The organism is Lonsdalea britannica, assembly GCF_003515985.1.
Lineage (GTDB): Bacteria > Pseudomonadota > Gammaproteobacteria > Enterobacterales > Enterobacteriaceae > Lonsdalea > Lonsdalea britannica.
The window spans coordinates 2,460,983-2,486,803 of sequence record NZ_CP023009.1 but is presented as its reverse complement, the minus strand read 5'-3'; the positions used below and the strand labels follow the sequence as shown (position 1 = coordinate 2,486,803).

The following is a 25,821-nucleotide window of genomic DNA, read 5'->3' as shown; positions in this document are numbered from 1 at the left end:
ACCCACGAGAAACACTTATCCCTTGCGGCGCGGCTTCCAGCGGCGTAACCACAGTGAATTACTCAAGACGGAGACAGAACTCAGCGCCATCGCGCTGCCGGCAATCACCGGATTGAGCAGGCCGTATGCGGCCAGCGGGATCCCCAGCACATTATAGAAAAAGGCGAAGAACAAGTTCTGCCTGACCTTATTCAGCGTCGCGCGCGACAGGCTAATGGCGTCGGGCAATCCGCCGAGACGGTTTTGCATCAGCACCACGTCCGCCGTATCCAGCGCGATATTCGAACCGGCGCCGACCGCGAATCCTATGTCGGCCACCGCCAGCGCGGGCGCATCGTTGATGCCGTCGCCCACCATGCCGACACAGTATCCCTCCGCCTGTAGGCGAGCGATCTGCTCCGCTTTCTGCTCAGGCAACACTTCGGCGATAAACTGACGGATCCCGGCTCGCTCGGCTACCCGCTCCGCCGCCCGTGCGTTATCGCCGGTCAGCATGACAACGCGGATCCCCTGTCGATGCAGCGTTTCCACCGTCGCCACGGCATCGTCACGCAGCCGATCCTCGAAACAAACATAGCCGAGCAGTTGGTCATCTCGCGCCAGCCCCACCACCGTCAACCCCTTTTGCTCTTGCATCGCGGGGAGCGCGGTATCAAAAGCCACGCCGCGCGACGTCAGGAAGGTAGGCGAGCCAAGAATCACTGTGCTGTCGCCCTCTTGCGCACTGATGCCGCGCCCCACGATAGCGTTAAATCCGTGTACTTCCGCCGCAGTCGCCCCGGCCTGCTGCGCATACTTCACCAGCGCCTGTCCCAGCGGATGTTCGGAGTTCTGCTCCAGGCCCATCGCCAGACTCAGCAGCGCCTCCTTCGACATACCATCAGCCGGCAGCACGTTGACCACGGAAGGGTGTCCTTCAGTCAGCGTCCCGGTTTTATCGATCACCAAAACCTGCAACTGCTGAGCGTTTTCCAGCGCGCTCGCGTTGCGAAACAGGATTCCCGCCCGCGCGCCCTGCCCGGTTCCGACCATCATCGCGGTCGGCGTCGCCAGTCCCAACGCGCACGGACAGGCGATCACCAGCACGGCGATGGCGTTGACCAAGCTTGCCTCCCACTGTCCGGTCACCCACCCGCTGATCACAAAGGTCAGCACGGCAATCGTGATCACGACGGGGACAAAAATCGCGGAAATCCGGTCAGCCAGCCGCTGCACGCTGGCTTTAGAGCCCTGAGCCTCTTCGACCAGCCGGACGATACGCGACAGCGCGGTATCACTGCCGACGCTGGTCGCACGCACTCGCAGGGCGCCGCTATGATTCTGCGTCGCCGCGTAAACCTGCGCATCGGCTTGCTTCACCACGAGCTGACTTTCGCCCGTCAACATCGCCTCGTTGACCTCGGACAATCCGTCGATGACCACGCCGTCAACGGGCACACTCTCGCCCGGTCTGACCAGAAACACATCGCCACTGCGCAGCGATGCCACATCACGGTCCTGCCATTCGCCGTCAACGTCGACGTGCGCTATCTGTGGCTGAAGGCGTAACAGCCCCTCAATGGCGTCACCGGTTTTGGACTTGGCTCTGCTCTCCAACAGCTTGCCGAGCAGGACCAGCGTGATGATGGCGGCGCTGGCCTCAAAGTAAAGATCGCCGTGTTCCGAGGTCAGGAGCGTCACCAGACTTAACGTGTAAGCGACACTGGTTCCCAACGTCACCAGCACATCCATATTGGCCGTTCCGCTGCGCAACGCGCTCCAGGCCCGGTGATAAAAGTGACGGCCGCACCAGAACTGCACCGGCGTCGCCAGCAACCATTGGAACCACCCCGGCAGCCAGTGTGCCTGCCCGAAAAACATCGCGACCATTTCAAACAGCAGCGGAAACGACAGTACGGCAGCCACCACCAACGCATTGCGATCTTTTGTCCAAGCCCGCTCGCGCCGCTGACGCTCGGCCTCCCGATCGCCCGCCGTCACCTGACGCGCCGTAAACCCGGCGCGTTCGATACGCGCTATCAGTGATTCCGGCGTAGCACTACCGGGGGTCACGCTGACCTGCGCCCGACCGGCGGCGAAATTGACCGTCGCCGTCACCCCGTCCACCTTATTCAGCACCTTTTCGATACGTGCCGCGCAGGCGACGCAGCTCATGCCGTCGACGGCCAACGCTACCCGCTGATCCGCCACGTCGAACCCGGCTTTGCGGATCGCGGCGATCACGTCGCTGGACGAACTGCGCGCATCATCGAGACGCACCACCGCTTTCTCGCTGGCGAAGTTCACGCTGGCGGAGACGCCATCCAGGCGGTTGAGGACACGTTCAATACGGCTGGCGCACGCGGCGCAGGACATGCCGGTGACGGCAAGATGAAAAGGCTGGGATTGGCTCATAAAGGGCTGTCCTAATCTGGTTGCAGACAAGGGGGTTATCGCGCGGGTAGCCGGCATGCCCAAAACATCGTGGGAACCGGGGCACTGTTGACGCGCAACCGTTGAAAACCTGCCTAACAACATACGCGCAGCCATCGCTTTATGATACCCCCAAGGGTATTTTATTAAACCGTCCTGTCCGCCTCGCTTTGTCACGGTAGTGAAAGACGGAAGCCATATCGTGTTTTCTCACTCAGAAACACCTATTTATTCTTCCAATTAAGCGATAAATACCGCGCTGAAAAATCGCTACGCTACAATCGGCTTTAAATATAAGAAAACGTGAGGAGTGTTTTTCTGTAGAGGGATACCCTGCTTAATTCATGAAGGTGACGCCGTGCGTGCGCTTTCAAATCACCGGCGATACCGAGCTAGCGGCGACCGATTAAAACATCACCTTCATCAAAATATTTAACGGCGGATGAGTAACGTCAATACCTCCAATTTTTTCGGACAAAATGGAAACAATACCTACCCCAATCCCTTCTCGAAACAGACCTATTTCAACGATGGAGGACGGGACAACACAATTTCATTTTTTCATCTTTCAATAACCTGATTCCTCCCTCATGAAATAAAGAATAAAGAGGAATGATCGTCTATTTATTTACCCTTTCCGCCCTAAAAGTCATAAAAAAAAAACCGTTCAATTACAGATAAATGAATGCCATTGGACTTTTTTAAAAATACGCCAAATGAAGCCGCCGGGTTTTCCGTTATTTTTTCATCTCAACACCTACCTATTTACCGCCGCCATATCGGGGGCTTTACGTCGTTATTCCCGAGGCATCACCCCGACTTAACAGAATAAACATCAGCACCGTATCACTGACCCACATCGATATTTTTAGCCCGCCCATTCCTCATCGAAATGCGGTCACAAACCTGAGAATTCATCATGCCAAACACCTATTAACCCCGTCCCTTCCGCTATAGGAAAATAGCGCCGGTGACAGCGATAATTCACGAGGTGACATCCTGTTTTTCCTCGCCCACATTTCTTTCCGGGCGTCGAAGATTAGAAAAACGGCCCCTTTTGCAGTATCCTGAGCCGCGTTTTGGCATAAATGGATTGGGAAAACAGAACATATAAAATATCGGTAAGATGACGGGTCACTGACCTATTTCACTCCTCGACGAGTGTTCAATACGCAAATGAAACCAACACCATGGGGAGAAATAAATGAAAAAAGAGCATTCGGACTTACAGAAATTGCTCGGGCAGGCTCAGTTCAGCCGCCGGTCGTTTCTCAATACTGCCGCACTCCTTGGAGCGAGTAGTGTACTTTCTTCATTTCCTTTGAGTAGTTCTGCTGCGCAAGCCGTACCGAGGCGGGGCGGCACGCTCAAACTGGGTATGTCTGGCGGGAACACCAGCGATACGCTCGATCCCACACTGTTCAGCGACTGGGTGCCGCTCAATCAGGCCTACATGCTGATGAACGGTCTGGTCGAGATCGATGAAAATAATCAGGCCACGCCGGAGCTGCTAGAAAGCTGGCAGGTCGAACCGGGTGCCAAAGAGTGGCGCTTCAAGGTGCGTCAGGGCGTTACCTTCCACAACGGCAAAACGCTGGATGCGGATGACATCATCTACTCCATCAATCTGCACCGCGGCGAAAAGTCTCGCAGCGCGATTCGCTCCCAGCTCTCCAGCATCACGAAACTCTCCCGCACCGCCCCTGACGAGATTGCCATTACGCTCGACAGCGGCAACGCGGATCTGCCGTATCTGCTGGCGGACTATCACCTGCTGGTGGTGCCGAACGGCTTTACCGACTGGTCACACCCTATCGGCACCGGCGGATTCACGTTCGACTACTATCAGCCAGGCGTTCGCTCTCGTTTCAAACGCAACCCGAACTACTGGAAGCCGAACCGCGCGTTCGTCGACGCCGTGGAAGTGCTGGTCATCAACGATCCGACCGCCCGCACCAATGCGCTGATTTCCGGGCAGGTGCATGCCATCAACCGCGTCGATTTCAAAACCGTCGATTTCCTGAAGCGCAGCCCGCTGCTAAATATCATTCGATCTTCCGGCGGTCAGCACTTCACGTTCCTGATGGACTGCCGCGCCGCGCCGTTTAACAACAACGACGTGCGCCTCGCGATCAAGTACGGCATCGACCGTGAAAAAATTCTGGCCACTGTGCTGCGCGGCTACGGCAGCCTCGGCAATGACCATCCGATTCCGAAAACCGATCGCTTCTTCAACCACGACCTGCCGCAGCGCGCGTGGGATCCGGACAAGGCCAAATTCCACCTGAAAAAGGCCGGGCTGACTACGCTCCCGCTGGAGCTATCCTCCTCAGACGCCGCTTTCGCCGGTGCGCTGGACGCGGCGGCGCTGTTCCAGGGACAGGCCAACCAGTCGGGCCTTCAGGTGACCATCAAACGCCAGCCCGCCGACAGCTACTGGGAGAACGTGTGGATGAAAGCCCCGTTCAGCATGGGCTACTGGGGAGGTCGACCGACCGCCGACCAGATGTTCTCCACCGCCTGGCAGTCCACCGCCAAGTGGAACGATGCCCATTGGAAAAATGACCGCTTCGATGCGCTGCTGTTGCAGGCCCGTTCCCTGCTCGACGAGAAGGCGCGCGCCGACATCTACGGCGAACTGCAGAGCATCGCACGCGACGACGGCGGCGCGATGATTCCGCTCTTCGGCGACTACCTCGATGCGACCAGCAAAAAACTGGGCGGCGTCACTCCCCATCCGTTGTTCAACTTTATGGGGGGACGTCTGGCGGAGCGCGTCTGGCTGGAGTCGTAATGAAAAAGCATATCCTTCACCGTCTCTTGCTGGGGCTGTTGACGCTCTGGCTGGTTTCCATGCTGATCTTTCTCGGCACCGAGCTGCTGCCCGGCGATATCGCCAGCGCGCTGCTCGGCCAAAACGGTACCCCGGAAACCATTGCTGCGCTGCGCACCCAGCTGGGGCTGGATCAGCCTGCCGTCGGCCGCTATCTGCACTGGCTGACCGGTGTGCTGCACGGCGATCTCGGCACCTCGCTGGCCAACGGGCGTCCTATCAGTGAAGAGCTGCTACCGCGCCTGGAGAACACGCTGTTTCTGGCCGCCTATGCCGCGCTGATCGCCATTCCGCTGGCGGTGGCGCTCGGCATTGCCTGCGCCATCTGGCGCGGTTCGCTGTTCGACCGGCTCGCCAACTCGCTGACGCTCCTAAGCATTTCCGTCCCGGAATTTTTCGTCGGCTACCTGCTGGTGATTTTCTTCGCTATCCACTTCGCCTGGTTCCCCAGTCTGGCGATGGTCAGCCCGGACGACTCGCTGACGCAGCGGCTGTATAACGCGACGCTGCCGATGCTCACGCTAGTGCTGGTGGTGCTGGCGCACATGCTGCGCATGACGCGCGCCTCCGTGGGCGCGGTCATGTCAGCCGGTTATATCGAAACCGCGCTGCTGAAAGGCGTGCCGCGCTGGCGCATCGTGCTGGGTCATGCCTTGCCCAACGCGCTGGCGCCCATCATCAACGTGGTGGCCTTCAACCTCGCGTATCTGGTCGTCGGCGTGATCCTGGTCGAAGTCGTCTTTGTCTATCCGGGCATTGGACAGCTGATGGTCGATGCGGTCAGTAAACGCGACCTGCCTGTCGTACAGGCGTGCGGACTGCTGTTCGGCGGCACTTATATCCTGCTGAACACCGTCGCCGATCTGCTGGCTATCTGGTGTAACCCCCGACTGCGACATACGAGGTAAGTCAGGCATGAAAATAACAAAAATGAGCGGAGTGCCGCTCTCGGCGTGGATCGGGCTGCTGATTATCGCCGTCAATCTGATTGGCGCGCTGTTCGCGCCCTGGCTGGCTCCGCATAGCGAAACCGCGCAGGTCGGCGACATCTGGATAGCGCCGTCGGCTGACGCGCTGCTCGGCACCGACAGTTTGGGGCGCGATATGCTGTCCCGCATTCTGTTCGGCGCCCGCACCACCATCGCCATTGCGCTGGTGATCACCTTCAGCTCCTTCGTCATCGGGATCATTACCGGCTTCACCGCGGCGATTTACGGCCGCTGGGTCGACGTCGTACTGACGCGTATCGTCGATACCCTGATGTCGATTCCGGTCCTGATTCTGGCGCTGATTGTCCTCTCGGTATTGGGCACGTCGATTCCCGTGCTGGTCGGCACTATCGCGCTGCTCGACGCCACCCGCGTCTTCCGGCTGGCGCGTCTGGTCGCGCAGGACATCGTGTGTCAGGAATATGTGGAACTGGCCCGGCTGCGCGGCGAAGGCCTGCGCTGGATCCTGACGCGGGAAATCCTGCCGAACGCCATTCCGCCGCTGCTGGCCGAATTCGGCATGCGTTTCTGCTTCACGTTCCTGTTCATCGCCGGCCTCAGCTTCCTTGGCCTTGGTATCCAACCGCCGTACGCCGACTGGGGAAGCATGGTGCGCGACAACGCGCAGGCCATCAACTTCGGGCTGCTGGCGCCGCTCTATCCGGCGGCCGCCATCGCGCTGCTGACCATCGGCGTCAATTTGGTCGTGGACTGGCTGCTGCTGCGCAACAACCTGTCACTGGGGGATGAAGCATGAATCAACCTGTACTCAACATCCGTCACCTGCGTATCGAAACCGAAGACAAGGGACGCGCGCTGGTGCAGGACATCTCGCTCACCCTACAACGGGGCGAAGTCCTTGGCCTGATCGGCGAATCCGGCGCGGGCAAGTCCACCATCGGGCTGGCCGCGATGGGCTATACCCGTCCGGGTTGCCGCATCAGCGCGGGCGAAGTCCGCATCGACGATCAAGATATCGTGCCGCTCTCCAACGCGCAGAAGCAGGCGATCCGCGGCCGCCGCGTCGCCTACGTGGCGCAGAGCGCCGCCGCCGCGTTCAATCCGGCGCTGACCATCGGCAAACAGGTATGTGAAGGCCCGTTGCGACACGGTCTGATGAACCGCAGCGAGGCGAACGCCTGGGCCACGACGCTGTTCACCGCGCTGGATCTGCCCGATCCGGAAAACATCGGTAAACGCTATCCGCATCAGCTCTCCGGCGGACAGCTGCAACGCGCGATGGCGGCGATGGCGATGTCCTGCAAACCCGACCTGCTGATCATGGACGAACCCACCACCGCGCTGGATGTCACCACGCAGATCGAAGTGCTGGTGATGCTGCGCAAACTGGTGCGGGAGTTTAACACCGCCGCGCTGTACATCACGCACGATCTGGCCGTGGTGTCCCAGATCGCCGACCGCATTCTGGTGCTGCGTCAGGGACGCGCCGTGGAATGCGGCGACACCGACGTCATTTTGCAGACGCCGAAGGAAACCTATACGCAGCAGCTGGTTTCCGAACGCACGCACGCGCTGACGCCGGGCGAAGAAACACAGTCCGACGCTTCCGCGCTGTTGACGCTGGATCGCCTTAGCACCGGATACAGCGGCAAACGGGTGGTGCACGATGTTTCGCTGTCGCTGCCCAAAGGGCAAACGCTGGCGATCATCGGCGAATCCGGCAGCGGTAAGAGCACGCTGGCGCGGGCGCTGTGCGGTTTGCTGAACGATACCGAGGGCGATGCGATCTTTGACGGCGTCAAACTGGCGCACCGCTATCAGCAGCGCGACAAAGAGACGCTGCGCCGCATCCAGATGATCTACCAGTTGCCGGACGTCGCACTGAATCCGCGACAGACCATTCTGGAAGCCATCGGCCGCCCTATCGCCTTCTATTTCGGCCACAACCGCCAGCAGGTGCGCGCCCGCGTCGAAGAGCTGCTCCAGCTGACCGAATTGCCGACCTCGCTGGCCGACCGCTATCCCGGCGAACTCTCCGGCGGGCAGAAGCAGCGTGTCTGCATCGCGCGAGCGCTGGCCGCCAATCCGGATCTGATTATCTGCGACGAAGCGACGTCCGCGCTTGATCCGCTGGTCGCCGAGGGCGTGCTGAATCTGCTCAAACGGCTGCAAGAGCAGCTGGGGCTCTCCTATCTGTTCATCACGCACGATCTCGGCACGGTCAAACGCGTCGCTCAGCAGGTCGCGGTCATGTATCAGGGCAATATCGTCGCGCAAGGCCCGACGAGCAAAGTCTTCAGCGCCCCGATGCACCCTTACACCGAAAAACTGCTGACCTCCGTCCCTGAAATGCGCAGCTCCTGGCTCGACGAAGTTCTGGAGACGCGCGGCAATGAAATTTCGACAGGAATATGATGAAAGAAACCGTAACCCACTTCCCGCACAACGTCGTCGTTACCGAACATTTCTGGATCACGCTGGCCGACGGCACCCGTCTGGCCGCACGGATGTGGCTGCCTGAGCAGGCGCATCAAACGCCGGTTCCGGCCATTCTGGAATACATTCCCTACCGCAAACGCGACGGAACCCGTACGCGCGATGAACCGATGCACGGCTGGTTTGCGGGCCACGGCTACGCCGTCCTGCGCGTGGACATGCGCGGCAGCGGCGAATCCGACGGGCTGATGGCCGATGAATACCTGTTGCAGGAACAGGAAGATGCGCTGGAAGTGATCGACTGGATCAGCCGTCAGGCGTGGTGCAGCGGCGCGGTCGGCATGATGGGCAAATCCTGGGGCGGCTTCAACTGCCTGCAACTCGCCGCGCGCCGTCCGCCAGCGCTGAAGGCGATCATCACCGTCTGCTCGACCGATGATCGCTATAACGACGACATCCACTACAAAGGCGGCTGTCTGCTGAACGACAACCTGTGGTGGGGCGGCATCATGATGGCGTACCAGAGCCGTCCGCAGGACCCGGCGCTGATCGGCGAAAGCTGGTATCAGGACTGGATGCACCGGCTGGACAACATGCCGTTCTTCCCCGCCCAGTGGATGGAACATCCGCTGCGCGACGCGTACTGGCGTCATGGTTCCGTCGGTGAAGAATGGTCTGACATTCAGTGCCCGGTGATGGCGATCGGCGGCTGGGCCGACTCCTACACCAACGCCGTCTTCCGCCTGATGGACAATCTTGAAGTCCCGCGCAAGGCCATCATCGGCCCGTGGGCGCACATTTACCCGCAGGACGGAACGCCAGAACCGGCCATCGGCTTCCTGCAAGAAGCCGTGCGCTGGTGGGATCACTGGCTGAAAGGCGAAGACAACGACGTACTAGACGGACCGCGCGTGCAGGCGTGGATGAACGAGAGCCAGCGCCCCAGCTCGCAGCGGCCGACAGCGCCGGGCGAATGGATCGGCATCGAGGGCGACACCGCGGCGGCTACCACCCCGCGCACCTTCTGGCTACAGCGCGGCCAGTTGAACGACCAGCCGGATGAGCACGCTGGCTGGCAGAACGTCTGTTCGCCGCAGAGCCACGGTGTCATGGGCGGAGAATGGATGGGCGCGGGCGTATTGGGCGAAAGCCCGAGCGATCAGCGCATCGACGACGGTCTGGCGACGTGTTATGAAAGCGAGCCGTTGCAGGACATGCTGACGATCTACGGCCTGCCGCAGTTTAGCGTCGCGCTGAAAAGTGATAAGCCCGCCGCGATGCTGTATGTGCGCCTGTCCGACGTCGCGGAAGACGGCGCGGTGACTCGCGTTTCGCACGGCTGGGTGAATCTGAGCCATTTGCAGGGGCAGGATCGTCATACCCCGCTGACGCCGGGAGAAACCGTGCAGGTCAACGTTCAGCTGGACGGCATCGCCTGGCGCTTCCCCGCCGGGCATCGTCTGCGCGTCTCGCTGGCGACGACCTACTGGCCGATGGTCTGGCCGATGGCCGAAGCGGCGACGCTCAGCGTCGATCTGGCAAGCGCGCAGCTGCGCCTGCCGGTCTGCGAGTCGGTACAGCCTATCGCTGGTCCCAACCCGCATCCCAAAACCGCGCCGGATACGCCGCTGACCGTGCTGTCGCCGGGACGAGTCGACCGTCACGCGTCCTATGACATCGTCACCGATACATGGACCTACGTCACCGAAGGCGTCGGCGGCGTGTTCGGCGAGGGGGTTTACCGCTTCGACGACATCGACACTACCGTCGACCACAGCCTGCGCCGTCAGTTGACCATCAACAGTCAGGACCCGCTGTCGGCCCGCTATCTGTTGACGCAGTCGATGAAAATGGGACGTGAAGGCTGGTGGACCGAGGCGGAGATCACGCTGGAGCTGCGCGGCGATCTCACCCACTTTATCGTGACGGCGGATATGCGTATCCAGCACAACGGTCAAGAGGTCTTTAACCGCCAGTGGGATCGCCGCATCCCGCGTTAATGAATGCCTGCCGCGGCGCGGAGTCTCACTCCGGTCAACGCCGCGCGCGATGACCCATGCTTAAACCGCCCGACTGTCGGGCGGTTTTTTTATTGCGCTTACTTCAACGCGCCGGACAAGAACTGCTGCAATCGCCGACTTTGGGGGTTGTTGAACACCGCCTCCGGCGCGCCCTGCTCTTCAATCACGCCCTGATGCAGGAACACCACCTGCGTGGAGACATGACGGGCGAACTCCATTTCATGCGTCACCACAATCATGGTTTTGCCCTCTTCCGCTAGCTGCTGCATGATTTTCAGCACTTCCCCCACCAGCTCCGGGTCCAGCGCCGACGTCGGCTCATCAAACAACAGCACCTCCGGCTCCATCGCCAGCGCGCGCGCAATGGAGACGCGCTGCTGCTGTCCGCCGGACAGACTTGAGGGATATTTTCCGCGCGCCCGTTCGTCGATGCCGACTTTGTCCAGATAGCGAATCGCGCGCTCGCGTGCCTCGGCGCGACGGATGCCCAGCACCTGAATCGGCGCCTCCATCACGTTTTCCAGTACCGTCATGTGGCTCCACAGGTTGAAGTGCTGAAACACCATCGTCAGCCGCGTACGCAGCAGCTGTAGCTGTTTCTTATCGAACACTTTCAGCTGGCCGTCTTTGTCCCGCACCAGTCGGATCTCTTTCTCATTGACCCACAGCGTGCCCTCCGTCGGCTTCTCGAGAAAGTTGATACAGCGCAGCAGCGTACTTTTACCGGAACCGGAGGAGCCGATGATGGAAATCACGTCGCCGGCGCTGGCGGACAGCGAAACGCCTTTCAGCACCTCGTGTTCGCCGTAGTGTTTGTGCAGCTCGGTCACGACTAATTTTTTCTTCTCAGACATAGCACATTCTCCTGCTATCCAGCGCGGATGATTAAGGTTTCAGATGGATCAGCCAGCGTTTTTCCGCTTTGCGGAACAGGCGAATCAGACCGTAGGAAACGACAAGGTAAAGCACGGCGGCAAGGCCGAACGCATAGAAAGGCTGATAGGTGGCGGCGTTGATATCACGCGCTACTTTCAGCAGATCCGGCACCGTGGCGGTAAACGCCAGCGCGGTGGAGTGCAGCATCATAATCACTTCGTTGCCGTAGGCAGGCAAGGCGATACGCAACGCGGACGGCAAAATGATGCAGCGATACATCTTGGCGCGCGAGAAACCATAGGCCTTCGCCGCTTCCACCTCGCCATGCGGCACCGCGCGGATGCCACCGGCGAAAATTTCCGAACTGTACGCGCAGGTATTGAGAACCAGCGCCAAAATCGTACAGTTCATCCCGCTGCGGAAAAAGGCGTTGAGCACCTCGGTGCCGCGCACGACTTCCAGGCTGTACATGCCGGTGTAGATCACCAGCAGCTGCACATAAAGCGGCGTACCGCGAAAGATATAGCTGTAAAGCCACGCGGGAAAACTCAGCCAGCGCGACGAGGAAACGCGGGCCATCGCCAGCGGCAATGCCAGCAAGCCGCCCAACAGCACGGAGACAATCAGCAGCCACAGCGTGATCGCCAGACCGGTGATCCGATAGCCGTCGCTCCACAGCAGCGGCTGCCAATATTGTTGCAGGATCTCGATCATAGTTCGGCCCTCTTCACGCCCATAGAGTAACGTCGCTCCAGCCACAGCAAGACGCCATTAGAGACGGTGGTCAGCAGCAGATAGATGGCCCCGGCCATCAGGGTATAGAAGAACGGCTGCCAGGTGCCTTTACCCGCCAGCTGGGTCGCTTTGACCACATCGTGCAGCCCCAGAATGGACACCAGCGCCGTCGCTTTCAGAATGATCATCCAGTTGTTACCGATGCTGGGCAGCGCAAAACGCATCATCGCGGGGAACAGCACCCGGCGGAAGACCTGCATTCCGTTGAAGCCATACGCCTGCGCCGCCTCTATCTGTCCGCGCGGAACGGCCATAAACGCGCCGCGAAACGTCTCGGTGAAATACGCGCCGTAGATGAACGCCAGTGTGATCACGCCCGCCGAAAGCGGGTCGATATCAATCTGGCTCATACCCAGAAACTCTGTCACATGATTGAGCGTGATTTGCAGCCCGTAGAAAATTAGCAGCATCAGCACCAAATCCGGCACCCCGCGAATTAACGTGGTGTAGGCATTCAGCGCCGCGACGAGCGGGCGGATGCGCGAGAGTTTACCGCTCGCGCCGAGGAGGCCGATGATCACGGCCAGCAGCACCGAGCTTAGCGCCAGGTCTATCGTCACCAGCGTGCCTTCGAAGATCAATTTATTGTATCCCTGCAACATTCGTCGTCCTCTCTGTTATTGGATGTGTAGCTGTTGCCGCGTAAAAGGCGCTTGAGCAACGGGATCTATCGACCATCAAGATCTCCCCAACGTTGGCTCAAGCCTCGCGCAGTACAGCGTAAGGACGTACCGCGGTCAGGACGGCTCGCTCAGGCTGTCCCACTCGCGTTCGGTCAGGACAAGTCCCGCCCGCAGGCCCAACGCGACGTTTGGATTGGGAAACAAAATCCACTCGTGGCGATGTTTGACCCGGTCGCTTTCACCCGCCTGCTTACACAGCCGCGTGCCGTGATCAACGCGGGTAAAGTTCGGCGTATCGTCCGCCAGAAACAGCTGAAAGTCGTCGCTGCGTTTGATCAGCGAGCGATTCACGCTAAACACTCGCAGCGGCGCACTGGCGCGTGCCGGAACGGCCTGTGCGCTCACCAGCGCGCGCAGCGCGCGGTCAATCGCGGAAAACTGCCCGAGATCGTTATGGCCAAACGGCCGGGCTTTCCCCAGCTCCAGTGTGCAGCTCTCCGCCTGACACCGTTCGCTGCTGAAGTGGCTGAAGGTGCCCCCCGGTTCGCTGTGCACCACCAGCGCGTCCAGCTCCGCGCCCGCCAGGGCCGCCAGCAGCGCCGGACTGTAAGGTCGTGGCTGATAAGGCAGCAGCCCAAAACGCGGCAACAGCGACTCACGAATAGCCGTATGCAGGTCGTAGTGATGGCGCTCGATCCCCCGCTCCGCCGCATCGGCGTCGAAGAAGGCAGTGAGCAACGGTTCCAGACGGCGTGCGCGGTCCGTGTCTTCCCCCGGCGCGAACTGCGCATGACGCCCGCCGAACATGCGGTTCATGTCGCTGTGCAGATAACGTTTCCCCACCCGCATCGCGGCGGGATTCCCCAAGATTGCCAGCAGCCGCACGCCCAGCGTCAGTCTCCCCGCCAGCAGATCGCCCACCAGCGCGTCGAGCAGCTCAATCGGTGCCGTTTCGTTGCCATGCACGCCCGCCGAGAGCACCACCGCACGGCGATAACCCGCGCGCGGCGTCAGTTCCAGCACGCCTTCGTCCAGCCAGCGCCAGTGCAGTGCTGCGGTCTCGCCTGCGGTTGTCGGCGGTGATTCGCCGCGCAGCGTCAGCGCTAAAAAATCGTTCATCCGCAGCACCCCTTACCGTTGGAATTCATAGACGGCGCCCAGACCGAGGATTGACGTCAACGCGTCCAGCGCCTCACGCCCTTCCCGCAGCAGCTGCGGGTCGGCCAGATCGCCCGCGCTCAGCCGATCGCGATAGTAACGGTCAACCCACTGATTCAGCGTGTCGAACAGCGCATCGGTCATCATCACCTGCGGATTAACCGCACGGCGCTCTTCCTCGGTCAGCGCCACGCGCAGCCGCAGACACGCCGGCCCGCCGCCGTTACGCATGCTTTCGCGCAGATCAAACACCTTGATGTCGTCGATTGGGCCGCCGGACGCCGCCATTTCGCTCAGATAGCTCCATACGCCGCGGTGGCTACGCGACTCTTCCGGCACCACTATCGTCATACGGCCATTTTCACGGGTCAGGATTTGGCTGTTGAACAGGTAGGTCGCCACCGCGTCTTCCACCGACACCCGCTTTTCCGGCACTTCGATCGAAATCAGCTCCTGCTCAATGTGCGCCATCTTGCGGCGGATCTCGTCCAGCGCCTGCGCCTGATGCAGAAACGCTTGCTGATGATGAAACAACACCTGCTGATTGCTGACGGCGATCACGTCGTTATGGAACACGCCTTTGTCGATCACCGCCGGGTTCTGCTGTACGAACGCCGTGGACTGCGGGTCAAGCTGATGCAACCGCGCGACGGCCTCGCTGGCTTCGCGCGTCTGGCGCGCCGGATAGCGCTGCGGTCCCGGCTCAGTCCCGTAATGGTGCTGCCCATAGACGAACACCTGCACGCCGTGGCTGGCATAGTCGCCGCCCAAGCGGTTATGGTTGGCCGCGCCCTCGTCGCCCAGCAAAGCCACCTGTGGCAACGCGTCGTGATGCACGAAGTGCGCCTCGTCGCGAAAAATGGCGCGCAGGAGGGCGGATGTCGTCGGCGCTTCAATCGCCCGGTGGAATTTGTTGTTCAGGTTGGCGGCGGTGAAGTGGACGCGGCCGTCCGCGCTGTCCGCCGAGGGCGATACCGTGGCGGCGTTCGCCGTCCACATGGAGGAGGCGGAGCTGAGCGAAGACAGCAGGCGCGGCGCCTCACGCATGGCCTGCGCCAGCACGCTTTCATCGCTGCCGCTGAAGCCGAGGCGGCGCAACGTCGGGATATGCGGCCGTTCCTGCGGCGGCAAGACCGCCTGCGGATAGCCGAGATCCGCCAGCGTTTTCATTTTCAGCAGCCCCTGCTTGGCCGCCAGCTTCGGGTTAGAGAGGCTATTTTGATGCTGCGTCGAGGCCTCGTTGCCGAATGACAGCCCCGCATAGTGGTGCGTCAGCCCCACCAACCCGTCGAAATTGATTTCATATCCACGCATGTTGACTCCGGAAAACAGAAAGTGGCGGTGCGGTCCCGCCCCTGCTCATGATGAGCCGGGAGCGGATCGGCCGATTAGGCATCAGACTCATCAAACGAGACGCCCGGCGACAGTGCCGTGGGCAGAGACAGCGTTTCGCTTTCCAGCGAGGCCATCGGCCACGCGCAGTAGTCTGCGGCGTAAAACGCGCTGGCGCGGTGGTTGCCCGACGCGCCGACGCCGCCGAACGGCGCGGCGCTGGAGGCGCCGGTCAACGGTTTGTTCCAGTTAACGATGCCCGCTCGCGCTTCCAGAAGTAGACGGTCGAACAACGCGCGGCGCGTCGACACCAGCCCCGTTGCCAGCCCATAACGCGTGGCATTGGCGATACGCAGAGCCTCGTCGAATTCGTCGTAGCGAATGACGCAGACCAGCGGTCCGAACAGCTCTTCATCCGGAATATCGTTAACCTCGGTGATATCCAGAATGCCCGGCGTCAGCAGCGCGTTATCCGTTTCCGGGCGAGTCATCGGCAGCAGCGCGTCGGCGCCAGCGGCCAGCAGGGTCTGTTGGGCCGACATCAGGGCATCTGCCGCCGCGGCGGAAATCACGCCGCCCATAAACGGCTGCGGCTCCGCATCCCAGCGTCCGATGCGCAATGATCGAGCGACGGCAATAAAGCGTTGCAGGAACGCGTCGCCTTCGGCTCCGCGTTTGACCAGCAGACGACGCGCACAGGTACAGCGCTGTCCGGCGGAGACAAAAGCGGACTGGATCGCGAGATTCACCGCCGCGTCACGATCCGCAAAATCTTCGACAATCAGGGCATTGTTGCCGCCCATTTCCAGCGCGATGATTTTCTCTGGCTGACCCGCCAGCTGGCGGTGCAGTAGATAACCGGTGTGAGCGCTGCCCGTGAACAGCAGTCCGTCCGTCTGCGGATGACCGGCCAGTGCTTCACCGGTGGCGCGGCCGCCCTGCACCAGATTGAGGACGCCCGCCGGCAGACCGGCCTCTTGCCACAGTTTCACCGTTTTTTCCGCCGTCTGCGGCGTCAGCTCGCTGGGCTTGAATACCACGCAGTTACCCGCCAGCAGCGCCGGAACGATATGTCCGTTCGGCAAGTGGCCGGGGAAGTTATAAGGGCCGAAAACCGCCAGCACGCCGTGCGGGCGGTGGCGCAGCGATGCCGCGCCGTCCGCCATCGGGGTGACGCTTTCGCCGGTACGCTGTTCATAGGCCCGCTGCGAGATCGCGACCTTGCCGATCATCGCCTGAACTTCGGTGAGGGTTTCCCAACGCGGCTTGCTGGTTTCACGGCTGATGACCGCCGCCAGTTCCGACTTATGCTCCTCCAGCAGCTGAGCGAAACGCTGGACGATCTCGGTCCGCTGAGCCAGCGTCAGTCTGGCCCAGGCAGGAAAGGCCGCGCGTGCCGCAGCGCAGGCATCGTCGACGTCCGACGCGTCGGCGGCAGCCGCCTGCCAGAGCGACTGACCATCGAGCGGATCGGTTTTCTCGAATGACGCGCCGCGCCCTTGACGCCAGGCGCCGTTGATAAACAGTGCAGGATGCGACATTAGTGTGTCTCCTCAACGTTAAGCGGTATGACGCGAGCCAGTTCGCCCGCTTTAAGACACAGGACATCCGCCGTCGCGGCATCCAGTTTCAACGTATCCTGAGTCAGATCGGCCAGAACCCGCATGGCGCGGTAGTGGCGATAATTGTCGTTAGCCACCAGACAGATCGTTGCGTTGCCTTCCACCGCGCGGTCGTCGACGACCACGGTCTTCAACTGGCTATCTTTCACCGCACGCAGCTCGTCGATGTTCGCCTCAAGCGTCGATCCCCCGTCAAAAATGTCGACATAGCCGCGATAGCACAGCCCTTCGGCTTCCAGCAGTCGGCGCGCAGGCGCGGTATGCGGATGCACACGGCCGATGGCATCGCGGGCGGCTTTATCCAGAAAGTCCACGTACAGCGGATGTTTCGGCATCAGCTCGGCGATGAACTCTTTTTGACCAATGCCGCTGAGATAGTCGGCCTTGGCAAAATCAATCGAGAAGAAGTGGCTGCCGACCCCTTCCCAGAACGGCGAGCGACCGTTTTCATCGGAGTAGCCGCGCATTTCCGCGATGACCCGATCTGAGAAGTGTTCACGAAACGCGGCCATAAACAGGAAGCGCATTTTGGACAGCAGCTTACCGTTCTGGCTGTGGCGATAGTCCGGGTCCAGAAATAGCGTACACAGCTCGCTGCAGCCGGTATGGTCGTGGCTCAATGACAACGTCGGCATCGCCTTGTAGACGTTCAGCGCTTTGGACGCATGAACCAGCGTGCCGAGGCGGAAGTTGTACCAAGGCTCCGTCAGCCCGACCGCGACTTCCAGCGCGCTGACCCCTACCACCCGACCACAGGAAACATCTTCCAGAACAAACAGGTATCCCTGCTCGCTTTTCGGTAGTTCGCCCTGCCAGGTTTTCTGCGCCCGCGAAATACGGGCGGATAAAATCTCTTCGTTATGCGGCAACGTGGTCAGCCCGACGCCGGACTTTTGCGCCAGCGCCATTAGGTCCGGCAGGTCGCGGTGCGCGACGGGGCGAATCATCATCATTGTCATATCAACCTCTCGTTCTCTTCCTTGCGCCGAATTCATCCCCGAAAACGTGCGATGGCGCGCTCAAAGCGCTGTAATCCTTCCTCGATATCACGTTCCGGAATGACCAGAGACGGCGCAAAACGCATCACGTCCGGACCGGCGATCAGCGCAATCAGCCCTTCTTCCGCCGCCAGCTGGGTCAGCGCTTTCGCTTTACCCGCGTAATCGGCAGTGAGCTGGCATCCCAGCAGCAGGCCTCGTCCGCGGATATCCGCGAAGATGCCGTGCTGAGCGTTGATCTGCCGCAGACGTTCAACGAAAAGCGAGTGGCGACGCTGGACGCCTTCCAACACGTCCGGCGTGTTAATGGTGCGGAATACCTCGCTGGCCACGGCCGTCGCCAGCGGATTTCCGCCATAGGTGGTGCCGTGCGTGCCGACGGACAGCGTGGCGGCCAGCGCATCGGTCGTCAGCATGGCGGCGATCGGGAAACCGCCGCCCAGCGCCTTGGCGGTGGTCAGCACGTCCGGCACGACTTCATATTGCATGTAGGCATACAGCGAGCCGGTACGACCCACGCCGGTCTGCACCTCGTCAAAAATCAGCAGCGCGCCGTGGCGATCGCACAGCTCGCGCAGACCGCTCAGGAAGGCCGGATCCGCCGGGATAATGCCACCTTCCCCCTGGATGGGCTCGACGATAACGGCGCAGGTCTGCGCATCGATACCCGCTTCCGCCGCCGCCAGATCGTTGAAAGGCAGATGTTCTATCGCGCCCGGCAACGGTGCAAAATCTTTCGAATATTTGGGCTGTCCGCCCGCGCTGACGGTAAACAGCGTGCGGCCGTGGAAGGCATTATTGAAGGCGATGATGCGGTTTTTATCCGGCGTTCCTTGGTCGTGCGCATGTTTGCGCGCCAGCTTTAATGCCGCCTCGTTGGCTTCCGCGCCGGAGTTACAAAAGAACACTTTGTCGGCGAACGTCGCGTCGATAAGCTGACCCGCCAATTGCAGCACCGGCTCATGGGTATAGCCATTGCCGATGTGCCATAGCTTGGACGCCTGCTTCGTCAGCGCGTCTACCGCAACCGGATGACAGTGGCCCAGCGCATTGACGGCAATGCCGCCCGCAAAATCAACATACTCTTTGCCCTGGTTGTCCCACAGGCGCGAGCCTTCCCCCCGCTCCAGAATGAACTCGGCAGGCGCATACACCGGCACCATACGTTCATTAAAATCCTGACGAGTTATTTTTGCTGAATGTTCCATAGTGGCCTCATCTCGGTCGGCGGCTCGCCGACATTGGCTCTCATCAACCGTTTCGATCTCAAAGAGCGTGAAAGAGAAAGTCAGGGTAAAAAGACGCGCTTTCTCATTACCTAAACTTGGTAGGAAACAAATGAAAAAAAGATTATTTTTCAAATAAATACATGAGAACTAGTTCCGCGGCGCGATGATTATCGCTTTGGTTAAACCGTGGTATAGATATCAATGACAGGAGGTAGAGCAGGCATCGTGCCAGAAATGAATAAACGATGAATAAGTGTATTTTTTTTCCTAAAAACAAGCGATTACAAATGCATAATTATGCAAGCATCTTGAATTCAAACCTAAAGTAAAAAAGAATTCTTTGTAAAACGCCCCTTTGGCAGAAATTTTATTCAAAAAAAAGGAAAAGAATTTTTTTTAATTTGACGCCACATCATCCCTGTCTCGTTGCACTAACAGTGAGCAAACAAACCGATCGCCCGACGCGGCGCGCACCATATTAGGTCGCTAGTTGCACCAACTTGAGGCGCGCCCCCTTACGGTGAGATCGCGCTCGCCGCTTTTGTGCGATAAAAGCCCAACAAGAGACTGTGATAGAGAACGAAGGCCGAGACGAGGGATTCGCCAGATCTCTCCAGCATCAGGCTGAAAGCGGTAGAAATGGGCAGGACTGGATGGAAAAAGGGAGAACGATGGGGGCAGGTCAGGCAGGCGGCCGCGCGTTCTGACACAAGACGCGCAGCCTGAATCACAAGCCTTAATGGCTCGGCATAAAGCGCTCCAGCTGTCGCCGCAGCCGCAGATTTTCCTGGTTGAGGCGCTCCATTTTATCCAGCAGCGTCAGCGTCATGGCGATGCCCGGCCAGTCAATCTCCAGCTCGTAGCGCAAACGTCGCGCTCGCTGTAGTTGGCTCACCGCACAGGCATCGAAGCACCACTGCGGCTGGGTCTCTTCCTGAGGTGCGATGACGCCCAGCGCAACGACTTCGCTGAGCTCATCTCTGGAGAGCCCGACGATCTGGCACACCTCAATCACGGTAAAGGTGACGTCGATATCATCCATAGCATTACTCCCATACTGTCCGAGGATTAAAGGCCGCCTTCTCAGCCAACGAGGTCCAAATCGCAGCCGTGGATTCATCCGGTTTTGGCGGCATCACAACTTTCAGCACGGCATAGAGGTCGCCCGCGCCTTTTTTGCTGACCAGCCCTTTGCCTTTAATACGCAGGCGCTGGCCGGTCTGACTGCCTGCCGGGACGGTGAGGGTAATGCGCCCCGACAGCGTCGGCATTTCGATGTTGGCGCCCAACGCCGCTTCCCAGGGCGCCAGCGGGACGACGATTTGCAGATTCTGGCCGTCGATATCAAACCGCGGATGCGGCGCCAGACGGATGATCAGGTAGAGATCGCCGTTCGCCCCGCCGTTAATCCCCGCCACCCCCTGATGTTTGAGGCGAATACGTTCACCGTCGCCCACGCCCGCCGGAATTTTCACGTTCAGTTTTTTCGTGACTTCATCCACCACGCGACCCAACGGGTCGTGAACCGGCAGCTGATAGGAGATGGTGCGGCTTTGCTCTTTCAACGTTTCTTCCAGGAATAACGGCAGCTCCATTTCGACATCCTGCCCGCGTTGGCCATGAGATGAACGCCCGGCTGAACGCGGCTGCGCCTGATGACCGAAAACGGATTCAAAAAAGTCAGAGAAGTCGCCGCTGTTGTGCCATTCCTGGCCGCCTGCGCCTGCGGAGCGAGATTGAGAAAAGTGCGATTCGTTGAAGTGGGGATCGTTACGGTGCAGTCTGATTTGATCGTATTCCGCGCGGCGTTCACTGTCTTTAAGGACTTCGTAGGCTTCCGCCACGCTCTTGAACTTTTCCGCCGCATCCGGCTCGGTGCTGACGTCAGGATGATACTTCCGCGCCAGCTTCCGGTACGCCGCTTTTATGGCCTTGATATCGTCTGAGGGCTCAACCCCCAGCAAGGCATAATAATCTTTGAATTCCATCGGCCCACATCCTCATTTTGCCATGCATTAATAGAGGATAGTCCTATCGGCGGCTGAATAAACGGTTTTCTCTGCATTCGTTTCATCAGCCGCCGGAGAGGAGATTAGGCGGAGGGGCGATCTTTCTTCGAGGGCATCATGCGCAGCATGGTGTTATCGCGCATGAAGTAGTAGTGGAACAACGCGGCCGCCGCATGCAGCCCAATCAGCCAATAGCCGAGAGGCGCCAGCGTTTCGTGCAGTTGAATCAGCGACACCGCCAGATCGGGATTCGGCGTGGCCGCGACCGGCATACCGATGCCGAACAGCGCCCAGTCCTGTCCACGCAAATAGCGTGAGCTGACGGCCAGCACCGGCAACGCCACGAACAGCGCGTAAATCAGAATGTGCGTCAGGTTCGCCAGAAAGTGCTGCCACTTCGGCGCTGGCGGGACAATTGGCGGAGAAGCGTATTTGATACGAAAGTAAATGCGCGCCACCATCAGCACCAGCACGGTCACGCCGCAGCTGAAGTGCGTTGCCATGACCAACTGGCGCGTGAGCGTCCCTCTCGGCGCCAGTCCCCGCAGCTCGACGGTGGCATAGGTAACAATAAGAAGAAGAAAGACGGCCCAGTGCAATGCTATTTGCACATTCGAAAAACGCCCTTGGTTCTGCATGACGACATCCTTTTGACGGTGATTTACCCACACCATAACCGATGTTTTTCTCAATCGATCGAAACTTTTACATTTATTTTAACTCGTGGAGGGCTGCGCGCCAGTCGGTCCGGTTAAACGAGAAAACCGGCGAGTCTCCCTGATGAGCCTCGCCGTTGCGGGCGGATGGGATGACTCGATTTCAGCCCTGATCTTCTTACCGGCAAAGTTGGCGTAGGCTGAAATTAATATCAGCGAATCTTCGTTAACGACTGGAAGTATTAATCAAAGGCGTGTTTGGGGATTGTGTTCTTATGATTTGGCGATGGGCTATCGGGGGGATGAGTCCGCTGTGAGCGAAGAGCGGACTAAATCCAGGAGCTTGACTGGCTTCAATAGGAAGAATGGATTTAAACCGCGTAGACTGGACGCGACAGGCTGTAGCTTTCCAGGATAGAGCATCAGGGGAAGTCGGTAGAACTGTGACAAACTGGCTTAGGCTAAACAACGCTAAGCACAAATATTGCTCTCCCGGGCCGCAGGAGAGCAACAGGCTCAGGCAATCAATATTGCCCGGATGTGATTTACGTTGGTTAAAGTCGGGCCGGTTATCAGCAAATCATCAAGCGCGTGAAAATAGCTGTAACTGTCATGTCCATCGAGATAATTAACCGCATTAAGGCCACTCATTTTGCCGTGTGCCAGCGTGTCCGGAAAGACCATCGTGCCCGCTGCATCTTCGGTGCCGTCAATACCATCACTGTCGCCAGCTACTGCCCTGATACCATTACATAGCCCCCCTCAACTCCATGAATTTCGATCCCCTGTGTAACTGTCTTGCCCCGCACAATTATGTGCTTAGAAACTTCAGCATCCGGAGATGTCCTGTACCAAACCCAGGCGGAATCGCCTTCTTCATGAATCGCATCGGGGGGACAATAATCGCCTTCTCATTTCTGTAGAGGATAACGGCAACCCGGGCACTCATCCCCAGACGAATTTGTTGAGCTGAATGTGACTTAAGGCTATCAATGGAAGCGACTACATTGTAACGGGCGGAGGTCCCGCCACCGTCTGGCGAGTCGCTTTGTACGGAAATAGCAGAAATATGACCGTCAAGTATCTGCCCGGTAAACCCATCCCCGGTGATTTTTACTAGCATTCCCTCACGAAGTAGATAGAGATCGGACTCGTTAACCTGGGTCAAAACCTGAAGGCGGTCCAGGCCGATGACCGTTATTAAGGGGGTTCCCTGGCTAACCTGCATGCCCTGTTGAGCAAAAACTGCCTTACCTCCTTCAGTAACATCAGGACGAACAGCAATACCGTCAAAGGGTGCATTAATCGTTTGTTTTTTGCTTTGCTCTTCGAGTGTCTGATAACGGACCTGAGCATTCAGCAATCCCATTTCAGCAATTTTCCGTTCCTCCCCCGTCCCACGGGCCTTAACATCCCGTAAGTCATCCTGAGCACTGAGCAGATCCTGCTGCTGTGTCAGTTCCTGCTGGACGAGCGCATCAACCTCCATTCGGGGGACAATTCCTCTTTTGAACAAAGCCCGGGTATCACGCAGGTTTGCCTGCGTTGCGGTTAACGCAGAACGGGCTGACAGCTCGGCTCTTCTGGCGCGCGAGACATCAGGACTGCTGCTCCATTTATCCAACTGATGCACCTCCCGCTTAGATTTGATCAGTTCAGCTTCTGCCTGCCGCAGTTGTATTCCAAGCAATCCGGGGTCAAGCTGGACTAATGTCCGGCCAGCTTTGATGAACTCCCCTTCCCGTACCCGAACATCACGAATGAGCCCTTCAAAAGGAGCGGAAAGTATTATCTGTCTTTCGGCCTGGATTCGGCCAACCAGCCCAAGCTGCTGCTCGATTGCCTGCGGCTGAACTAACATCCATTCAGCCTGTTGTTTTGGTGTTGGTTTATTATTGTATTTACTCATAAACAACCATGTAGTCACCAGGATGGCAGACAGAACCATGACGGTCACTGGAATACGCCTGTGGAAAATATTGAGGATTGCCTGCAAAAATTTTTTAATCATTGATTGATATGTCCCAGCTTTGCAGGGCTGTGCCCAGAGTCTGATCCAGCAGGGCCTGAGAATTCAGATAGCTGATAAGCGCATTGAGCTTTGCGCTGTCAGCATTCCGGAGATCGCTCTCAAAACGCAGCACCTGAAAGTTGCTGGAACGACCAGCAGTGAGCTTCTCACGTTCAATGTCCAACTTCCGTCGGGAGAGATCGCTGATACGAACAGAAATTTCGTATTGACGCCATCGGGTACCAATGTTCCTGACAGCATTGATCACTTCGCGCTCCAGCTGCTGATGAGCCTCCTGTACGCGAAGCGCCTGAGTTCGTAGATCTACCTGTGCCTGAACCTCTTCCTGATGTGCTCTCATATCACCTACAGGTATTTCTACCTTCAGGCCAACATAGTTGTCCCATGTTTGTGACGAGCCATTTTTATCGCTACGGTCGCGGACCTGGCTTGCTCCTCCCACCAGTGAAACGTCCCAAAGCCTGTTATTGCGTGCTACGACAAGGTTAATTCCGGCCTGCTCATCCGCAATAAGCTGGGCAAGCCACTCTGGTTAAGATCTCTCAGCTTCTGACAGCGCTTGCTGGATGTTTATGTCCACACGTCGCGCCTGTAAGGCATCGCTGGCGAATATTGAGGTATTCAGATCCAGAGCCAAAAGTTGCAAAAGCGCCAGCCTTGAAGACTCCTGCTGATTACGCGCATCCTCCAGAGCCAACTCTTGAGAGGCTACATCGGCTTCAGTCTGCACAATTTCGAACTCTGCCATACGACCCGCGGAGATCATTGCCCGATTGACGTCAGCTAACTGCCTGGAACGTTCAAGGGAGTCCCGTGCAATATTAACCTGCTCCTGTGACTGAAGCAGCTCACGGTAGGACATGATAATTTTTGTCACGGTCTGCATGATCGTCAGTTTTAACGAGAGCCGGTTGCTCTGTTCATTAAGCTGAGCAAGTCTAACGGGTGCCGTGGCAACGTCCCTGCCCGCACCGCGAAGAAGTGGCTGAATGACAGTAATATTCGCGCCATCATTGCTGGAAAGTCCCGAATTTCTTGCTCTAGTCTGACTCCCGGTCCACCCTAGGCTGAATCGAGAACCGTATGGGGTGAGTAAGGTCGCTACAGGCGACATATTTCCCTGGTGAGAACGATCATCCTGATTCCTGTCGGACTGATAACTGGCGCTGAGAACTAACTTTGGTGTAAAGCGATCTTCAGCAACACGCAGATTAAATTTCTGAGAGATACGATCAAAATAGATGCTGCGAATTGACCGGTTGTCCCGTAGGCCCAAATAGATAGCGTCGCTAAGGGTAAGATCTATCGTCTGAGTATTCAGGGAAATTATAGGATTAGCTGATGACGGCTGTCCCGGTCGTGATGCATGAGAAGGATGTAATTCAACGTCAGACCATGCATATGAAAATAAGGGGGTAAACAAAGCGGCTAACAACAGTAAACTGCATTTATTCATCGCGAAGGGCCTTTATTGGGGACAACCGCGATGCTGCAATCGCCGGTGATAGACCAAAAAAAAGCCCCGTAGCTATAGCGCTTCCTATACCCAGTGGAAGAGAGGCTGGGGACATTGTAAAATTTTGCCAGCCTGAGTAATGGACGAATATCCAGGATGCAGCCAAGCCCAGTGCAGCACCGGTGAATGCCCCAAGAGTCGCCAGAATAATGGCTTCAATCAGGAAAAGTCGGGCAATGTCCTTAGGTCGAGCCCCAAGTGCCATGCGGACACCTATTTCCCGGCGCCGTTCCGATATGTTCATCACCATCACATTCATTACGCCGATACCTCCAACCAGTAACGCAATACCGCCAAGTCCTGATTGAAGTGGTTTACTGAAT

Annotated in this window: 18 protein-coding genes and 3 pseudogenes; 5 read left to right on the top strand and 16 right to left on the bottom strand. The window is 58.5% G+C overall.

What is annotated here, in order from left to right; translation table 11 throughout:
* Positions 1 to 15: 15 nt before the first annotated feature.
* Entirely contained in the window at positions 16 to 2,394 is a 2,379-nt protein-coding gene (locus tag CKQ53_RS11380) for a heavy metal translocating P-type ATPase (protein ID WP_094118798.1), read from the bottom strand.
* Positions 2,395 to 3,616: 1,222 nt separating this feature from the next.
* Here CKQ53_RS11380 and CKQ53_RS11375 point away from each other — a divergent pair.
* Genes CKQ53_RS11375 through CKQ53_RS11355 form a run of 5 tightly spaced genes read left to right on the top strand, consistent with a single transcriptional unit; the run spans position 3,617 to position 10,631 of the window.
* Positions 3,617 to 5,206, top strand: coding sequence for an ABC transporter substrate-binding protein (locus tag CKQ53_RS11375; protein ID WP_094118799.1), 1,590 nt, complete (start codon positions 3,617 to 3,619; stop codon positions 5,204 to 5,206).
* Positions 5,206 to 6,153 carry an ABC transporter permease gene (locus tag CKQ53_RS11370; protein ID WP_085652407.1) on the top strand — a complete coding sequence of 316 codons (948 nt, stop codon included), beginning with the start codon at positions 5,206 to 5,208 and terminating at the stop codon, positions 6,151 to 6,153. Before CKQ53_RS11375 ends, CKQ53_RS11370 begins: the two co-directional genes overlap by 1 nt.
* A gap of 7 nt (positions 6,154 to 6,160) precedes the next feature.
* A complete protein-coding gene (locus CKQ53_RS11365) occupies positions 6,161 to 6,991 on the top strand; it encodes an ABC transporter permease (RefSeq protein ID WP_100053537.1) in 831 nt (276 codons plus the stop codon).
* Positions 6,988 to 8,610, top strand: coding sequence for an ABC transporter ATP-binding protein (locus tag CKQ53_RS11360; protein WP_094118801.1), 1,623 nt, complete (start codon positions 6,988 to 6,990; stop codon positions 8,608 to 8,610). Before CKQ53_RS11365 ends, CKQ53_RS11360 begins: the two co-directional genes overlap by 4 nt.
* Positions 8,610 to 10,631, top strand: a complete 2,022-nt coding sequence (locus CKQ53_RS11355) for a CocE/NonD family hydrolase (RefSeq protein WP_094118802.1) — start codon at positions 8,610 to 8,612, stop codon at positions 10,629 to 10,631. Before CKQ53_RS11360 ends, CKQ53_RS11355 begins: the two co-directional genes overlap by 1 nt.
* Before the next feature lie 98 nt (positions 10,632 to 10,729).
* Here CKQ53_RS11355 and hisP read toward each other — a convergent pair whose 3' ends face one another.
* From hisP to CKQ53_RS11280, 15 genes and pseudogenes are all read right to left on the bottom strand, one after another.
* Positions 10,730 to 11,506, bottom strand: a complete 777-nt coding sequence (gene hisP / locus CKQ53_RS11350; RefSeq protein ID WP_094118803.1) for a histidine ABC transporter ATP-binding protein HisP — start codon at positions 11,504 to 11,506, stop codon at positions 10,730 to 10,732.
* A gap of 31 nt (positions 11,507 to 11,537) precedes the next feature.
* Positions 11,538 to 12,242, bottom strand: coding sequence for an ABC transporter permease (locus CKQ53_RS11345; protein ID WP_094118804.1), 705 nt, complete (start codon positions 12,240 to 12,242; stop codon positions 11,538 to 11,540).
* Positions 12,239 to 12,925 carry a histidine ABC transporter permease HisQ gene (hisQ, locus tag CKQ53_RS11340; protein ID WP_094118805.1) on the bottom strand — a complete coding sequence of 229 codons (687 nt, stop codon included), beginning with the start codon at positions 12,923 to 12,925 and terminating at the stop codon, positions 12,239 to 12,241. Before hisQ ends, CKQ53_RS11345 begins: the two co-directional genes overlap by 4 nt.
* A 135-nt stretch (positions 12,926 to 13,060) precedes the next feature.
* Complete coding sequence (gene astE, locus CKQ53_RS11335; RefSeq protein WP_094118806.1) at positions 13,061 to 14,065, bottom strand: succinylglutamate desuccinylase; 1,005 nt, start codon at positions 14,063 to 14,065, stop codon at positions 13,061 to 13,063.
* Positions 14,066 to 14,077: 12 nt separating this feature from the next.
* Positions 14,078 to 15,418 (bottom strand): N-succinylarginine dihydrolase, encoded by a 1,341-nt coding sequence (astB, locus tag CKQ53_RS11330; RefSeq protein ID WP_094118807.1) that lies wholly within the window; start codon positions 15,416 to 15,418, stop codon positions 14,078 to 14,080.
* 74 nt (positions 15,419 to 15,492) lie between these two features.
* Positions 15,493 to 16,977, bottom strand: coding sequence for a succinylglutamate-semialdehyde dehydrogenase (astD, locus tag CKQ53_RS11325; RefSeq protein WP_085652398.1), 1,485 nt, complete (start codon positions 16,975 to 16,977; stop codon positions 15,493 to 15,495).
* Complete coding sequence (astA, locus tag CKQ53_RS11320) at positions 16,977 to 18,011, bottom strand: arginine N-succinyltransferase (protein ID WP_085652397.1); 1,035 nt, start codon at positions 18,009 to 18,011, stop codon at positions 16,977 to 16,979. Before astA ends, astD begins: the two co-directional genes overlap by 1 nt.
* Before the next feature lie 38 nt (positions 18,012 to 18,049).
* The gene (locus CKQ53_RS11315; protein WP_118894999.1) at positions 18,050 to 19,264 is read right to left on the bottom strand and encodes a bifunctional succinylornithine transaminase/acetylornithine transaminase; all 1,215 of its coding nucleotides are present in this window, start codon (positions 19,262 to 19,264) and stop codon (positions 18,050 to 18,052) included.
* A 757-nt stretch (positions 19,265 to 20,021) separates the two neighbouring features.
* The gene (locus tag CKQ53_RS11310; RefSeq protein WP_085652395.1) at positions 20,022 to 20,327 is read right to left on the bottom strand and encodes a chaperone modulator CbpM; all 306 of its coding nucleotides are present in this window, start codon (positions 20,325 to 20,327) and stop codon (positions 20,022 to 20,024) included.
* 4 nt (positions 20,328 to 20,331) lie between these two features.
* Positions 20,332 to 21,273: a curved DNA-binding protein gene (gene cbpA / locus CKQ53_RS11305; RefSeq protein ID WP_094118808.1), complete on the bottom strand. Its 942-nt coding sequence runs from the start codon at positions 21,271 to 21,273 to the stop codon at positions 20,332 to 20,334.
* A gap of 104 nt (positions 21,274 to 21,377) precedes the next feature.
* A complete protein-coding gene (gene cybB / locus CKQ53_RS11300) occupies positions 21,378 to 21,932 on the bottom strand; it encodes a cytochrome b561 (RefSeq protein WP_094118809.1) in 555 nt (184 codons plus the stop codon).
* A 534-nt stretch (positions 21,933 to 22,466) separates the two neighbouring features.
* Positions 22,467 to 22,700, bottom strand: a pseudogene (locus tag CKQ53_RS11295) (MOFRL family protein); the annotation flags it as partial.
* Between the two features lie 61 nt (positions 22,701 to 22,761).
* Positions 22,762 to 23,961 (bottom strand): HlyD family secretion protein, encoded by a 1,200-nt coding sequence (locus CKQ53_RS11290; protein WP_244200940.1) that lies wholly within the window; start codon positions 23,959 to 23,961, stop codon positions 22,762 to 22,764.
* Positions 23,954 to 25,438, bottom strand: a pseudogene (locus CKQ53_RS11285) (TolC family protein). Before CKQ53_RS11285 ends, CKQ53_RS11290 begins: the two are co-directional and overlap by 8 nt.
* A pseudogene (locus CKQ53_RS11280) lies at positions 25,431 to 25,808 on the bottom strand (ABC transporter permease); the annotation flags it as partial. The pseudogenes CKQ53_RS11280 and CKQ53_RS11285, both read right to left, overlap by 8 nt.
* Positions 25,809 to 25,821: the final 13 nt, after the last annotated feature.